16 protein-coding genes are annotated in these 13,211 nt (G+C 68.5%); 8 read left to right on the forward strand and 8 right to left on the reverse strand.

The genetic code is table 11. The annotated features are described in order from the left end of the window. The first annotated feature begins 10 nt into the window (after positions 1–10). Entirely contained in the window at positions 11–925 is a 915-nt protein-coding gene (gene tagQ / locus ACTJJX_RS29730; RefSeq protein ID WP_003106614.1) for a type VI secretion system-associated lipoprotein TagQ, read from the forward strand. Between the two features lie 229 nt (positions 926–1,154). Here tagQ and ACTJJX_RS29735 read toward each other — a convergent pair whose 3' ends face one another. The 3 genes from ACTJJX_RS29735 to prlC form a co-directional block, all read right to left on the reverse strand. Continuing rightward, positions 1,155–2,213, reverse strand: coding sequence for a PA0069 family radical SAM protein (locus tag ACTJJX_RS29735; protein WP_003118567.1), 1,059 nt, complete (start codon positions 2,211–2,213; stop codon positions 1,155–1,157). A gap of 88 nt (positions 2,214–2,301) precedes the next feature. Continuing rightward, positions 2,302–2,577 (reverse strand): YheV family putative zinc ribbon protein, encoded by a 276-nt coding sequence (locus tag ACTJJX_RS29740; RefSeq protein ID WP_003083624.1) that lies wholly within the window; start codon positions 2,575–2,577, stop codon positions 2,302–2,304. After that, positions 2,574–4,619 carry an oligopeptidase A gene (gene prlC, locus ACTJJX_RS29745; protein ID WP_016852309.1) on the reverse strand — a complete coding sequence of 682 codons (2,046 nt, stop codon included), beginning with the start codon at positions 4,617–4,619 and terminating at the stop codon, positions 2,574–2,576. The genes ACTJJX_RS29740 and prlC overlap by 4 nt, the downstream gene beginning before the upstream one ends. A 77-nt stretch (positions 4,620–4,696) precedes the next feature. Here prlC and ACTJJX_RS29750 point away from each other — a divergent pair, with 77 nt between their 5' ends. Genes ACTJJX_RS29750 through ACTJJX_RS29760 form a run of 3 tightly spaced genes read left to right on the forward strand, consistent with a single transcriptional unit; the run spans position 4,697 to position 6,913 of the window. Further along, positions 4,697–5,239: a gamma carbonic anhydrase family protein gene (locus ACTJJX_RS29750; protein WP_003142343.1), complete on the forward strand. Its 543-nt coding sequence runs from the start codon at positions 4,697–4,699 to the stop codon at positions 5,237–5,239. Continuing rightward, positions 5,232–5,897: an HAD family hydrolase gene (locus ACTJJX_RS29755; protein WP_003106611.1), complete on the forward strand. Its 666-nt coding sequence runs from the start codon at positions 5,232–5,234 to the stop codon at positions 5,895–5,897. Before ACTJJX_RS29750 ends, ACTJJX_RS29755 begins: the two co-directional genes overlap by 8 nt. 32 nt (positions 5,898–5,929) lie before the next feature. Beyond that, positions 5,930–6,913: a hypothetical protein gene (locus ACTJJX_RS29760; RefSeq protein WP_003118565.1), complete on the forward strand. Its 984-nt coding sequence runs from the start codon at positions 5,930–5,932 to the stop codon at positions 6,911–6,913. A gap of 7 nt (positions 6,914–6,920) precedes the next feature. Here ACTJJX_RS29760 and ACTJJX_RS29765 read toward each other — a convergent pair whose 3' ends face one another. Further along, the gene (locus ACTJJX_RS29765; RefSeq protein WP_003118564.1) at positions 6,921–8,048 is read right to left on the reverse strand and encodes an aminopeptidase; all 1,128 of its coding nucleotides are present in this window, start codon (positions 8,046–8,048) and stop codon (positions 6,921–6,923) included. A gap of 91 nt (positions 8,049–8,139) precedes the next feature. On the opposite strand from ACTJJX_RS29765, the gene ACTJJX_RS29770 reads away from it, so the two are divergent. Further along, the gene (locus tag ACTJJX_RS29770) at positions 8,140–8,556 is read left to right on the forward strand and encodes a PA0061/PA0062 family lipoprotein (protein ID WP_003122273.1); all 417 of its coding nucleotides are present in this window, start codon (positions 8,140–8,142) and stop codon (positions 8,554–8,556) included. A 56-nt stretch (positions 8,557–8,612) separates the two neighbouring features. Next, positions 8,613–9,050: a PA0061/PA0062 family lipoprotein gene (locus ACTJJX_RS29775; protein ID WP_003083612.1), complete on the forward strand. Its 438-nt coding sequence runs from the start codon at positions 8,613–8,615 to the stop codon at positions 9,048–9,050. A gap of 11 nt (positions 9,051–9,061) precedes the next feature. Here ACTJJX_RS29775 and ACTJJX_RS29780 read toward each other — a convergent pair whose 3' ends face one another. The 4 genes from ACTJJX_RS29780 to ACTJJX_RS29795 form a co-directional block, all read right to left on the reverse strand. Beyond that, the gene (locus ACTJJX_RS29780; protein WP_003122274.1) at positions 9,062–9,295 is read right to left on the reverse strand and encodes a DUF1161 domain-containing protein; all 234 of its coding nucleotides are present in this window, start codon (positions 9,293–9,295) and stop codon (positions 9,062–9,064) included. 110 nt (positions 9,296–9,405) lie between these two features. Beyond that, positions 9,406–9,861, reverse strand: a complete 456-nt coding sequence (locus tag ACTJJX_RS29785; protein WP_003118563.1) for an OsmC family protein — start codon at positions 9,859–9,861, stop codon at positions 9,406–9,408. Between the two features lie 83 nt (positions 9,862–9,944). After that, positions 9,945–10,649, reverse strand: coding sequence for a disulfide reductase DsbM (dsbM, locus tag ACTJJX_RS29790; protein WP_003104294.1), 705 nt, complete (start codon positions 10,647–10,649; stop codon positions 9,945–9,947). A 62-nt stretch (positions 10,650–10,711) separates the two neighbouring features. Continuing rightward, complete coding sequence (locus ACTJJX_RS29795) at positions 10,712–11,599, reverse strand: MBL fold metallo-hydrolase (protein WP_003083599.1); 888 nt, start codon at positions 11,597–11,599, stop codon at positions 10,712–10,714. Between the two features lie 107 nt (positions 11,600–11,706). Between ACTJJX_RS29795 and osaR the strand changes: the two genes are divergently transcribed. Beyond that, entirely contained in the window at positions 11,707–12,627 is a 921-nt protein-coding gene (gene osaR / locus ACTJJX_RS29800; RefSeq protein WP_003083596.1) for an oxidative stress response transcriptional regulator OsaR, read from the forward strand. A 65-nt stretch (positions 12,628–12,692) separates the two neighbouring features. Continuing rightward, on the forward strand, positions 12,693–13,199 hold the full coding sequence (locus ACTJJX_RS29805; RefSeq protein ID WP_003083593.1) for a DUF1993 domain-containing protein: 507 nt from the start codon (positions 12,693–12,695) through the stop codon (positions 13,197–13,199). Positions 13,200–13,211 lie beyond the last annotated feature (12 nt).

The raw sequence follows: 13,211 nt of genomic DNA on the forward strand, positions 1-13,211 counted from the left end.
GTGAGATGCAATGAGCCAACCCAGCGAAAACCGTTTGATCACCTCGGCGCGCTACGCGCTCTGCCTGTTGACCGCCAGCGGCGTGCTGCTCAGCGGCTGCGCCAGCAGCGGCGTCGGCTCGGTCGCCCAGACCACCCGCGCGGAATACTACCCGTCCTGCTACGAGCCGGTGTCGCACCTGCGCAGCACCGATAACGCAGTGCGCAATTCGGCCATCACCGGCGCCATTACCGGCGGCCTCCTGGGCGGCCTGGCCGGCGGCCTGGCCAGCGACGAGAACCGCGGCCGCAATGCCGCCCTCGCTGCCGCAGGCGGCGCCCTGGCCGGCGGCGCGGCGGGCTACTACATGGAGAAGCAGAAGCAGATCAGCGATGACCGCGCGCGCATCGGCTCCTACGGTACCGACGTCGACCGCAGCACCGTCGAGATCAACCGTAGCGTGGCCTACGCCAAGTCGGCGCAAAGCTGCTACCAGAGCCAGTTCAAGGCTCTGCTCGACGGTCGCAAGAACAAGTCGATCAACGAAGCCGAAGGGCGCAAGCGCCTGGCCGAGATCGTCAGCGGCCTGCAGGAGACCAACGCCTTGCTGGTCGCCGCCAACGGCCGTGCCGGCGAGAACATCAGCAACTACACCCAGGCCTACGAGAAAGACCTGCAGCAGGTCGGCGTACCGCGCGCCGAGGTGACCAAGGTCGCCGAGGCCGAGAACCGCGCCAGCACTACGAAAGGCGGCAGCAAGCCCAAGACCGGCAGCAATCCCAAGGTGCCGAAGGAAGCGGTCGCCACCGAGCAGACCATCCGCAAGGCCCAGGACGCGCAAAGCGAAGGCAACAAGGTGGCCTCCCAGGGCCAGGGCATGATCCGGGAAGTCTGCAACAGCCCGGACATGGGCGACTGGGCGCCGCCGAGCTGCGCCAAGGCCTGATCGGCCTCGTTACCGGCACGAACGCGACGGCGACCTTCGGGTCGCCGTTTCGTTGAGGGGGCTGGCGCGCTGACCCGACCGGCCTGAAGGTCGAGCGTTCGCCGGGACGGCTGCTTCCGACGTTTCCGGCTTCCCGGCGGCAGCGGTTCTTCCCGCAGGGCGGATATCGCCACCGGCACGCTCCGCCGCTACTCCGCCCTATACGAAATGCTGCACCGCGGGGAAAACGCTAGAACAACGCCATCTGCGCCCCCGGCACGGCGAACCGGCTGCAATCCAGCCCGAAGCCCTCGCGGCGGTCCAGCCCGAGGCGCTTCATCGCCACCGCGAAACGCTGCGCCAGCAGGTCGGCGAACGGTCCCTGGCCACGAAAGCGGTGGCCGAAGCGGCTGTCGTAGACCTCGCCGCCACGGCATTGGCGGACCAGGCTCATCACATGCTCGGCGCGTTGCGGGTAGTGCGCCGCCAGCCATTCCTCGAACAGCGGGGCGACTTCGCGCGGCAGGCGCAGGAGCATGTACGCGGCGCTGCGCGCGCCGGCGTCCCGCGCCGCCTGGAGCAGGCGCTCCAGCTCCATGTCGTTGACCATCGGGATCATCGGCGAGCAGAGCACGCCCACCGGGATGCCGTTGCCGCTGAGCGTGCGGATCGCCCGCAGTCGCGCCGAGGGCGCCGCCGCGCGCGGTTCGAGAATGCGCTTGAGCTCGTCGTCGAGGGTGGTCAGGCTGATCATCACCGCCACCAGGTTCTGCTCCGCCAGTTCGCGCAGCAGGTCGAGGTCGCGAAGGATCAGCGAGCCCTTGGTGACGATGGTCAGCGGGTGACGGAAGCGCAGCAGCACCTCCAGCACCTGGCGGGTCAGGCGGCGTTCGCGCTCCAGCGGCTGGTAGGGGTCGGTATTGGCGCCCAGGTTGATCGGCGCGCAGCGATAGCCGGGCTTGCTCAGTTCCTGCTCCAGCGCGCTGGCGACGTTGCTCTTGGCGATCAGCCGGGTCTCGAAATCGATCCCCGGCGAGAGGTCCCAATAGGCATGGCTGGGCCGCGCATAGCAGTAGATGCAGCCATGCTCGCAACCACGGTAGGGATTGATCGAACGATCGAAAGGGAGGTCCGGCGACTGGTTGCGGGAGATCACCGTGCGGGCGATCTCCTCGCGCACCTCGGTGAGCTGGATCGGCGGCACGTCCTGCTCCCAGCCATCGTCGAAGGCCTCGCTGTGGGTCGGGGCGAAGCGGTTGAGGGGGTTGCTGGCGGTACCGCGACCGCGCGGGGGCAGGGGAGCGCTCATGAGGGGAACCCGGCGAAATACTGTATATGGATACAGTATCGCACCGGGCCCCGGCCCACAGCCATCGCCGCCGGTCGGCGGCGAGCGGTCAGGCGTCGGGCTTCTTCTTCAGCTTGGGATTGGGGAAGAACTGCACCGACTGCACCTTCGGGTTGGCCGGCTTCGGCGCGTTCTGGTTGACCCGCGTACCCAGCTCCTTTGGGATCGACTGGCCCTGGGCGTTGAGCGTGTCGGCGTAGCCGCAGGCCACGCATTCGCGGTGCGGCACGCCGTCCTCTTCCCACATTTGGATCTTGTCCTGTTCGCTGCACGCCGGGCAGACCGCCCCGGCGATGAAGCGCTTCCTGGTGATCGCCGGGCTCATGCGGCCTCCCCGACCAGCCCGGAGTGACGCAGCAGGGCGTCGATGGACGGCTCGCGACCGCGGAAATCGACGAACAACAGCATCGGCTCGCGGGAGCCGCCGCGGGCCAGGATCGCCTCGCGGAAGGCACGCCCGGTATCGGGGTTGAACACGCCTTCTTCCTCGAAACGCGAGAAGGCATCGGCGGACAGCACCTCGGCCCACTTGTAGCTGTAGTAACCGGCCGCGTAGCCGCCGGCGAAGATGTGCGCGAAGCTGTTGGCGAAGCGGTTGTACGCCGGCGGACGCATCACCGCCACTTCGTCGCGGATGCCCTCGAGCACCTGCAGCACGCTGCGGCCGTCGCCGTGGGTGGCGTGCAGCTCGAAGTCGAAGAGGGAGAACTCCAGCTGGCGGACCATCATCATCCCGGACTGGAAGTTCTTCGCCGCCAGCATCTTCTCCAGCAGGTCCTGCGGCAGCGCCTCGCCGGTCTCGTAGTGGGCGGAGATCAGCGCCAGGCCTTCCGGTTCCCAGCACCAGTTCTCCATGAACTGGCTGGGCAGCTCGACGGCGTCCCAGGCCACCCCGTTGATCCCGGAGGCGGCGGCATGCTCGACGCGGGTCAGCAGGTGGTGCAGGCCATGGCCGAACTCGTGGAACAGGGTAGTGACCTCGTCGTGGGTCAGCAGCGCCGGCTTGCCGTTCACCGCCGGGGTGAAGTTGCACACCAGGTAGGCCACCGGGTCGATCAGCCGGCCCTGGGCGTCGCGCCGGCGGTCGCGGGCGCCGTCCATCCAGGCACCGCCGCGCTTGTTGGCGCGGGCATAGAGGTCGAAGTAGAAGCGGCCGACGTGCTCGCCGTTCTCGAGGATCTCGAACAGGCGTACGTCGGCGTGCCAGCGTTCGAAATCGTGCAGTTCGCGGATCTGGATGCCGTAGAGGCGCTCGACGATGGCGAACAGGCCGGAAAGCACCTTGTCCACCGGGAAGTAGGCACGCAGCGCCTCCTGGGACACGCTGTAGCGCGCCTCGCGGAGTTTCTCGGCGTAGTAGCCGGCGTCCCAGCTCTGCAATTCGGCGCAGCCCTGCTCGGCGGCGTAGGCGCGCAGCTGCTCCAGGTCGCGGGCGGCGAACGGCTTGCTGCGCACCGCCAGGTCGCGGAGGAAGCTGAGCACCTGGTCGCTGGACTCGGCCATCTTGGTCGCCAGCGACAGCTCGGCGTAGTTGGCGAAGCCGAGCAGGCCGGCCAGCTCCTGGCGCAGGTCGAGGATCTCTTCCATCACCGGACCGTTGTCGTTCTGCCCGGCGTTCGGGCCCTGGTCGGAGGCGCGGGTGCAATAGGCGGCGTATACCTCTTCGCGCAGGGCGCGGTCATCGGCATAGGTCATCACCGCGTAGTAGCTGGGGAACTCCAGGCTGATCAGCCAGCCGTCCAGGCCCTTGGCCTCGGCGGCCTGCTTCATCTGGGCCTTGGCCGAATCGGTCAGGCCGGCCAGCGCGGCTTCGTCGGTGACATGCTTGGTCCAGGCCTGGGTGGCGTCGAGCAGCTGGTTGGAGAAACGGCTACCCAGCTCGGACAGGCGCGACTGCACCTCGGCATAGCGCTTCTGCTTGTCCGCCGGCAAGTCGATGCCGGACAGGCGGAAGTCGCGCAGGGCGTGTTCGAGGATGGTTTTCTGGGCCACGTCGAAGCCGGCCGCCTCGGGGCTCTTCGCCAGCGCCTCGTAGGCCTCGAACAGGGCGCGGTTCTGCCCCAGCTCGGTGGAGTAGGCCGACAGCTCCGGCAGGCAGGCCTCGTAGGCCTCGCGCAGCTCGGCGCTGTTGCACACCGCGTTGAGGTGGCTGACCGGACTCCAGGCGGCGCCCAGACGGTCGTTGAGTTCGTCCATCGCCAGCACCAGGCCCTTCCAGGTCGGCTGCTCGCGCTGGGTTTCCAGCAGGCGGGCGATGGCGGCGCGGTTATCGGCGAGGATCCGCTCGATGGCCGGCTTCACGTGTTCCGGGCGAATGGAGGAGAAAGGCGGCAGGTCGTAGGCCTGCAGAAGGGGATTCGCGCTCACGTTGGCAACCTTGGCTAAGGAAATACCCGACCATCTTAAATACAATCGGCGGCATCCGCAGCCTGAGGAAAACTATCGTGACCATTCGTTCCTACCAGGGCAAAACGCCACTGCTCGGCGAGCGGGTCTTCGTCGATCCCTCGGCCGTGCTCGTCGGCGACATCGAGATCGGCGCCGACAGCTCGGTCTGGCCGCTGGTGGTGATCCGCGGCGACATGCACCGCATCCGCATCGGCCAGCGCAGCAGCATCCAGGACGGCAGCGTGCTGCACATCACCCACGCCGGCCCCTTCAACCCGGACGGTTTTCCGCTGAGCATCGGCGACGAAGTGACCGTCGGGCACAAGGTCCTGCTGCACGGTTGCAGCATCGGCAACCGGGTGCTGGTGGGGATGGGCTCGATCGTCATGGACGGCGCGGTGATCGAGGACCAAGTGATCCTCGGCGCCGGCAGCCTGGTGCCGCCGGGCAAGGTGCTGGAGAGCGGCTTCCTCTACGTCGGCAGCCCGGCGAAGAAGGCCCGTCCGCTGAGCGACAGGGAGCGCGGCTTCTTCACCTACACCGCCGGCAACTACGTGAAGCTCAAGGACCTGCACATCGCCGAGGACTACCATGCGTGACGCCACGCTGCGCTACCCGAACATCCTCTTCGATCTCGACGGCACCCTCACCGACCCACGCGAGGGCATCACCCGCTCGGTGCAGTTCGCCCTCGCCCGCCTGGGCATCGACGAGCCGGACCTGGCGCGCCTGGAACACTTCATCGGCCCCCCGCTGTTGCAGTGCTTCATGCAGACCTACGGCTTCGACGAAGCGCGCGCCTGGGAGGCGGTGAACCACTACCGCGAGCGCTTCAGGGTCACCGGTCTCTACGAGAACCGCGTGTTCGACGGCATTCCCGAGCTGCTCGAAGCCCTGGTCGGACGCGGCCACACGCTCTACGTCGCGACCAGCAAGCCCGGCGTGTTCGCCCGCGAGATCGCCCGCCACTTCGCCTTCGACCGTCACTTCAAGGCGATCTACGGCAGCGAGCTGGACGGCACGCGCACGCACAAGGACGAACTGATCCGCCATCTGCTCGACAGCGAAGGCCTGGCAGCGGAGCATTGCCTGATGATCGGCGACCGCATGCACGACCTGCTCGGCGCCAGCCGCAACGGTGTCGCCTGCATCGGCGTCGGCTACGGCTTCGGCAGCGAAGACGAACTGCGCGCGCACCAGCCGACCCATTACTGCGCCGACCTCGCCGCCCTGCGGCAGGTGTTGGAATCCCACTGACCCATGCTCCGTTTCAGACAAGGACGCCTGACATGACCGACAATCCCTTCGCCACCCCCACCGCCCCGGTGCAGCCGCCGGCCAGAGAGGTGCCCGCCACCACCCAGCCCTATGCGTTCATCGCGGTGCTGGCGCTGGTCACCTGCCTGTCCTTCGCCGTAAGCCTGGGCATCCAGTGGTACAACGACATCGGCGAGATCCGCCAGCGTTTCTCCGAGCACCTGCAACTGATGGCGCCGCACTGGTTCACCGGCCTGGTGTTCTACGCGGCGGCCAACCTGCTGGTGCTGCATGCCTACCGCGAGAAGCGGCAGCTCATCGAGTTCCGCCCGCTGGCGCTGCTGCTGATCGGCTACGGTCTGCTCAACCTGGTCTGCGGCATGCTCGCCGGGATCGGCCTGGCACCGCTGACGCTGCCGTTCTACCAGTGGGTGACGGCGCAATCCAGCTACGGCGTCTGGCTGATGGCGTTCAACGAAGCGATGAGCTGGGTCTACCTGCTCCTGGGCAGCCTGCTGCCGTTGGGGCTGGTGCTGCTCGGCAGCCGGGTGAACTCGCCGCGCCTGGCCGAAGGGGAAGAAGCCCGCGTCGCTGCCTGGCAGGTCGCCCTGGGCGCCGCGCTGTGTTTCGCCACGCTGTGTTTCAAGCTGATGCAGTTCCTTCCCTACGCCCTGCTGCGCTACGACGAGCCTTGGCTATACGGCCTGTACCTGAGCGGCGTGGCGCTGCCCGCGGCGCTGCTCTTCGGCGCCGTCTGCACGCGCCTGCCGGCGCGCCTGCAACGCTTCGCCGCCGGCCGCGCGCTGCTGCTCGCGGTGGTCGCCATGCTGCTCTGGAGCGTCGCGCTGCTGGCGGTCGGCGGGGGGCTGGCGCTGCTGATGATCCTCGGCCTGGCGCCCGCTGGCATCGGCTATACGCTGCTGGTGGCGCTGCTCGGCGTCGGCCTGTTGGCGCTGCTCTGGCCGATCGGCCGGCTGGCCACGCGCTGGTGCTACGCCGACCAGCTCGCCGCCTGAGCAGGCGTCAGGGCGCTGCGGCGGCCAGCCGCTGCAACGCCGCCTGGCGCTCCGCCAGGGGGAGCTGGCCAAGGGCACGGACCCGCGCATAGAACGCCGGCCAGTTGCCGCCGACCTGGCGGAACAGCACGGCGAACGCCGCCACCCATTGGTCGTAGAGGCCGAAGGGAAGCAGCTTGGCATTGTTGAACGGCGCGTCGATCCAGGCCTTGAACGGCGACTCGCCACCCCATTCGCGCTGGCTCAGCGCCGCGTACTCGCGGCGCAGGCGCTGGAATTCGGCAGCCTTGCCGGCACGCTTGGCGGCATCGTCCAACGGCCCGGCATAAAGTGCTTCGAGGCGCGCACGACTGGCCAGGACCAGCGCGGTGAACTGCTCGCGGCGCTTCTCCTCGCGGCCGTCCGCCGGCGGCAGTCCACGATATTCGCGCCACTGGCGGGTACCTTCCTGTTCGACGAAGGTGGCGAAGGATTCGTTGAAGGCGGTGTCGTCGCGCAGGTAGAACTTCTGGTGCGCCAGTTCGTGGAAGATCAAGGTCGCCAGCCGTTCGTCGTCCCAGCGCAGCATGCTGCTGAGGATCGGATCGTCGAACCAGCCGAGGGTCGAGTAGGCCTGCACCCCGCCGACGTAGACGTCGTCGCCGAGCGCCCGCTGGCGCGCCGCCTCGGCGCGCGCGGCGGCCTCGCTGTAGTAGCCGCGGTAGGCCACGCAGCCGGCGATGGGGAAGCAATGGGTGACCGGCTGCAGCGACAGCTCCGGGGTGGCGAACACGTTCCATACCACGTAGGGCCGGCCGATATCGGCGTACAGGCGATAGCTGCGGTTGTCCGGCAGGCCGAGGCGTTCGCTGGCGAATTGCCGGGCCTTTTCCGCCTTCGCCAGGCGTTCGCGCAAGCGCGCGTCGCGCTGCGGGTCGGCGATCACCGCGGCGGCCGGCTCGCGGGCGCGCAGCAGGGCGAACTGGCCGCTGGCCAGTTGCCCGTAGTAGGAGACGGTCGAGCAACCGCTCAGCGCCAACAGCGCCAGGCAGGGAACCCAACGGGGCAGTCGAAGGTCAGCAAGCGGATGGCGAAGGCGGCGTGGCATGGGCGGAACATAGCACAGCACGCGGACCGCCCGCCGCCCTACCAGCACCGGTCCGCGATCCGGCGAGGCGGAGGAACGCAAGGCGTTTTTCCAAGGCGCAACGGATGGCGGCCGGGTTAAAGGAGCTTCGGAGTCTTCTATGCGTACGCTGCTGCTTGCCGGTGGCCTGCTCGTCCTGAGCGGCTGCTCACTGATGATGCCCACCCCCGACCCGAACCGCGCCTGGGTCGACCTCGATACCCAGCCCGACGCCGATCTCGCCGCCGTGGAAGTCGACGACAAGAGCTGGGACCGCACGCGCTACTTCGAGGTCGATCCCGGCACCCGCGAACTCACGGTGCGCTACCAGTTCACCGTCGACCCGACCAACATCGGCCCCGTGGACAGCCCGCTCTGGCGCGATTGCCAGCTCAACCTCAAGTTCAAGGACTTCAGCGCCGGCCAGCGCTACCGCCTGGAGGCCGGGCACATCGGCTTCCGTCCCTGGGCGAAGCTCTACGACCAGGACAACAGGGAACTGGCGCGCGGCCGCGAGGGACGCTGCGCGAAGGTCTGAACGGCGCAAGGCGAGGGCGCTATGCTAGGAGCTGAACGCCCTCCGGAGCCCGCCCCATGCGTCCACTCACCCGTCTCGTCCCGCTCGCGCTGCTGCTCCTCGCCGGCTGCGCCGGACCGCTGCCGCAGCCGGACCCGCAGATGGCCTGGGTCGAGCTGCGCAGCGCGCCGGCCAACACCCTGCTGGCCGAGCGCCTGGACGGCGAGCGGTTGAGCGACGGGCGCTACTTCCAGGTCACTCCGGGACGCCATGTGCTGGAGGTGCGCTTCCAGTACGAACTCTATGGCGGTTCCGGCGGCGGGGGCGGCGGCTTCGGCGAGCCGGTGCAGATCAACTGCTACCAGCAGGTGGTCTATGACGGCTTCGAGGCGGGCCGGCGCTATCGCCTGGAGGTGCGCCCGCAATTGCGCAGGGCGCTGGCGCTACTGAGCGACGAGCGTGGCGAGGTGGTCGCCCGTTCGAACTTCCAGACCAGCCGCTGCCCGCCGTACTGAAACGCAGCGGCTCAGCCGTCGTTCTTCTGGTAGATGATCTTCTTGGTGCCGTTCTCGCAACTGCCGACCACCATGTTCGGGTCGCTGACTTCGTCGTTGCGCACGATCTCCAGGGTGTAGGAGGTCACCCCGGCCGACTGGATCTTGGTCTCGATCTCCGCCTTGAGTTCCTCGCACGGCTTCGGCGCGGCCAGCGCCGTGGCGCTGAACAGCAAGGCGGCAATCCCCAGCCCGATGGTTTTCATGACCCGTCACTCCTCGTCGATGCCTGGCAGCCGAGTGCTGCGCAGCGCATCCTGCCGCATTCGACTGCGGCAGGCCAGGGCCAGTTCGCCGGGCTGGGGAAGCGTTCCGCTCAGCCGTCGAGGCTGGCGTCCAGGCTGATCTTCGCGTTGAGCACCTTGGATACCGGGCAACCGGCCTTGGCCTTGTTGGCGATCTGCTCGAAGGTCTGCGCGTCCGCCCCCGGCACGCGCGCCCTGAGCACCAGGTGCACGGCAGTGATGGCGAAACCGTCGGACTGCTTGTCGAGGGTGACCTCGGCGCGGGTCTCGATACGTTCGGCGGTCAGGCCGGCCTCACCGAGCATCATCGACAGGGCCATGCTGAAGCAGCCGGCGTGGGCCGCGCCGATCAGCTCTTCCGGGTTGGTTCCCGGTGCGCCCTCGAAGCGGGTATTGAAGCCATAGGGGTTGTCCTTGAGCGCGCCGCTTTCGGTGGAAAGGGTGCCCTTGCCGTCTTTCAGGCCGCCTTGCCAGACCGCCGATGCCGTCTTCTTCATGTCGACTCCTCCGGAGCTGTGGATGGACATCCGCTCGCGTCGGCGAGCGGGCATGTCTACATGGGAGGACGACGCAGCCGGACAAGTTCAGTCCGCTTGCGCGGCGGCGGGATTCAGGCGCAACCGTCGATGCGGCAGAGCGGCGCCGCGGCCCCGCCCACGGCACCGCTGCCGCCGGCAAGGCGCAGCTGCGTTTCGAGGAAAGCCCGCCAGTCGTCCGGCTGGCCGAGGTAGCGCCCGGTGTCGAGCACCTGCAGGCGGCCGTCGCGCTCCAGGGCGAAGGTCGGGAAGCCAGCGGCGCCGAGACGGTTCATCAGCCGCCGACTGTCGGCGAAGTGCGCGCGCAGCGGCTCGCCGGAGCAGGCGTCGAACGCCTCGGCGAAGCCCTCGCCAAGCCCCAGTTCGGCACCCAGCTCGAGCAGCACCGGACGCTCGGCGATACGCCGGCCCTCGACGTAGTGGGCACGCTGGATCCGCGCCAGCATCGCCGCGCCGAGGCCGTCGAGCGCTTCGGCGGCAAGCACGGCGGCGGTCGGCGGGGCCGAGTCGAATACCGCGCTGGTGTCGCGCAGCAGGCCGTCGAAGTAGTCCTTGCCGAACGGCTGGCCGGTCAGTTGGGCGATCCGCAGGTCATGGGGCATCACGTAGTGGCGCAGACCGGCGCCGACCGGCTGGCGGTTGGCATCGGTCATCATGCCGCCGCCATGCAGGCGTACGTCCAGACACGTCACCTCGCAGGCGGCGGCGAGCAGCGGCGAGGCGCCGTAGCACCAGCCGCAGAGCGGATCGTAGAGGTAATGCAGGGTGAGGTCGTTCATCTCGGTCTCCACGAGACGCCCCGCAGGGGACGCCTCGATCAGCGGCTATCGGCGGGCGCGGCTCAGGGCCACTGCATCTCGCCCTTGAGCACCTTGGCGCTCAGCTCCAGGCCTTCCTCGCCCGGCAGGTTCGGGTAGCGGCGCTTCATCGCCTCGACCAGCGCGGCGGAATCCCTGGCCTTGGGCAGTTCGGCTTCCAGGGCCTTCAGGTAGTCACGGGTGAAGCGCACGCCGTCCAGGCCCTTCGGCTCCTCGCCGGTGAAATGGCCGGGCACCACGCGCCGCGGTTGCAGCGCCTCGATCCGGTCGAGCATCGCCACCCAGGCCTGGCGCGAGGCCTGGGTCTGGGTATCGGCGGTCCAGACGTGCGAACCGGATTCCACCAGCACGCCACCAACCACCGTCTTCAGCGACGGAATCCACAGCACCGTGCGGTCCGGGCTCGGCCCCTTCAGGTCGACCACCTTCAGGGCATGGCCTTCCAGCTTCAACTGGTCGCCCTTCAGCGGCTCCGGCACCACCAGCGACGTCGGCGCGTTGTCCTTGAGGATCGGCCCCCAGTAGGCCAGCTTGGCGTCCTTGGTCGCCTGGATGTGTGCGACGGTCTGCGCCGTCGCGAGGATCTTCGCCTCGGGGAAGGCGGCCTTCAGCACGTCGAGGCCGAAGTAGAAGTCCGGGTCGCCGTGGCTGATGTAGATAGTGCTGAGGGTCTTGCCGCTGGCCTGGATACGCTTGACCAGTTGCTCGGCGTCGGCGCGGGAGAACTGCGCGTCGATCAGCATCGCCTCGCGCTGGCCCACCAGCAGTTCCGAGGACACGGCGAAGATCGCCTTCTCGCCGGGGTTGTAGACCTCCAGCCGCAGCGGTTCGGCGCTGGCGGCGAAGACGCCGGCGGCACCCAGCAGGGCGGCGGCGGCGAACAGGGAACGAAGCAATCCATGGCGCGACATGAGCGGTTCTCCAGGCAGTGGGATCAGAGGCTTGCCATGTTAGTTGCTTGAAAGCGCGCAAAAAGCCCCGCAATAATCACAGCTTTGTTGCATGGATCGAGCGAATCATGGACCGCCTGACCGCCACTCGCGTCTTCGTCGAAGTCATCGACAGCGGCAGCCAGACCGCCGCCGCCGAGCGTCTGGACATGTCCCGGGCGATGGTCTCGCGCTACCTCGCCGAGTTGGAGGAGTGGGTCGGCGCACGCCTGCTGCACCGCAGCACCCGCCGCCTGAGCCTGACCGACGCCGGCGCGGAGCTGTTGCCGCAGTGCCGCGAGATGCTCGCCGTGGCCGACGCCATGCAGGCCACCGGCCAGACCCGCCGCGACAGCCCGCGCGGCACTCTGCGCATCACCAGCAGCCTGTCCTTCGCCCAGGCCTGGCTGACCCGTGCCGCCGCCGCCTTCGTCGAGCGCTACCCGGGCACCGCCATCGACCTGCAGGTCAACAGCCAGGTGGTCAACCTGGTGGAGGAGCGCATCGACCTGGCCCTGCGCATCGCCAACCAGCTCGACCCCAACCTGATCGCCCGCCGCCTCGGCGAATGCCGCTCGGTGATCTGCGCCGCGCCGGACTACCTGCGCCGCCACGGCACCCCGCGGCGCCCGGAGGACCTGGCGCTGCACAACTGCCTGACCTACTCCTACTTCGGCCGCAGTCTCTGGCAGTTCGAGCGCGACGGCGAGCCGACCAGCGTGCCGGTGGGTGGCAGTCTCAGCGCCAACGAATCCACCGTGCTGCTGGAGGCCGCCGCCGCCGGTGCCGGGATCAGCCAGCAGCCGCTGTACTCGGCAGCCCCGCTGATCCGTAGCGGACGCCTGGTGGCGCTGCTGCCGGAGTGGTCGCCGCAGGTGCTCGGCATCCACGCGGTGTACGCCTCGCGCCGGCAGATGCCGCCGGCGCTGCGGGCGCTGCTGGACTTCCTGGTCGAACGGATGGCGGCCGATCCGCACTGGGACGAGGCGGGCCCCCTGGCGCTGGCGTGAAAGCCGGGTAGACTGCTGGACGCGCCGCCTTCGACGCACCTTTATCCCCTGTCTGGAGCACGTCCATGTCCCTGTCGATCTACCAGGCTTCGATCCCGACCTTCCTGCGCACCCTCGGCAACCTCTCGGCGATCCTGAAGAAAGCCGCCGCCCACGCCGAAGCGAAGAACATCGATCCGCGCATCTTCATCGACGCCCGGCTGGCGCCGGACATGTTCCCCCTGGCGCGCCAGGTGCAGATCGCCAGCGACGCCGCCAAGGGCGCCGGCGCGCGGCTGGCCGGGCTGGAAGTGCCGAGCTACGCGGATACGGAAACCACCTTCGACGAACTCCAGGCACGCATCGCTCGCACCGTCGAGTTCCTCGAGGGCATCCGCGAGGAACAACTGGACGGCGCCGAAGAGCGCAACGTGACCCTCAAGGTGCGCGGCCAGGAGATCAGCTTCAACGGCCGCGACTTCCTCTTCGGCTTCGCCCTGCCCAACTTCTTCTTCCACGTCACCACCGCCTACGCCATCCTCCGCCACAACGGCGTCGAACTGGGCAAGATGGACTTCCTCGGCGGCGCCTGAGGTTCCCGAGCC

This window comes from Pseudomonas sp. 22490, assembly GCF_052044465.1.
GTDB lineage: Bacteria > Pseudomonadota > Gammaproteobacteria > Pseudomonadales > Pseudomonadaceae > Pseudomonas > Pseudomonas aeruginosa.

Excerpts from the sequence above, each read along its gene's own strand:
- tagQ (WP_003106614.1), top strand. The coding sequence starts at position 11 with ATGAGCCAACCCAGCGAAAACCGTTTGATCACCTCGGCGCGCTACGCG.
- osaR (WP_003083596.1), top strand. The coding sequence starts at position 11,707 with ATGGACCGCCTGACCGCCACTCGCGTCTTCGTCGAAGTCATCGACAGC.
- ACTJJX_RS29760 (WP_003118565.1), top strand. The coding sequence starts at position 5,930 with ATGACCGACAATCCCTTCGCCACCCCCACCGCCCCGGTGCAGCCGCCG.
- ACTJJX_RS29755 (WP_003106611.1), top strand. The coding sequence starts at position 5,232 with ATGCGTGACGCCACGCTGCGCTACCCGAACATCCTCTTCGATCTCGAC.
- ACTJJX_RS29780 (WP_003122274.1), bottom strand. The coding sequence starts at position 9,295 with ATGAAAACCATCGGGCTGGGGATTGCCGCCTTGCTGTTCAGCGCCACG.
- ACTJJX_RS29785 (WP_003118563.1), bottom strand. The coding sequence starts at position 9,861 with ATGTCCATCCACAGCTCCGGAGGAGTCGACATGAAGAAGACGGCATCG.
- ACTJJX_RS29775 (WP_003083612.1), top strand. The coding sequence starts at position 8,613 with ATGCGTCCACTCACCCGTCTCGTCCCGCTCGCGCTGCTGCTCCTCGCC.
- dsbM (WP_003104294.1), bottom strand. The coding sequence starts at position 10,649 with ATGAACGACCTCACCCTGCATTACCTCTACGATCCGCTCTGCGGCTGG.
- ACTJJX_RS29770 (WP_003122273.1), top strand. The coding sequence starts at position 8,140 with ATGCGTACGCTGCTGCTTGCCGGTGGCCTGCTCGTCCTGAGCGGCTGC.
- ACTJJX_RS29740 (WP_003083624.1), bottom strand. The coding sequence starts at position 2,577 with ATGAGCCCGGCGATCACCAGGAAGCGCTTCATCGCCGGGGCGGTCTGC.
- ACTJJX_RS29805 (WP_003083593.1), top strand. The coding sequence starts at position 12,693 with ATGTCCCTGTCGATCTACCAGGCTTCGATCCCGACCTTCCTGCGCACC.
- ACTJJX_RS29735 (WP_003118567.1), bottom strand. The coding sequence starts at position 2,213 with ATGAGCGCTCCCCTGCCCCCGCGCGGTCGCGGTACCGCCAGCAACCCC.
- ACTJJX_RS29795 (WP_003083599.1), bottom strand. The coding sequence starts at position 11,599 with ATGTCGCGCCATGGATTGCTTCGTTCCCTGTTCGCCGCCGCCGCCCTG.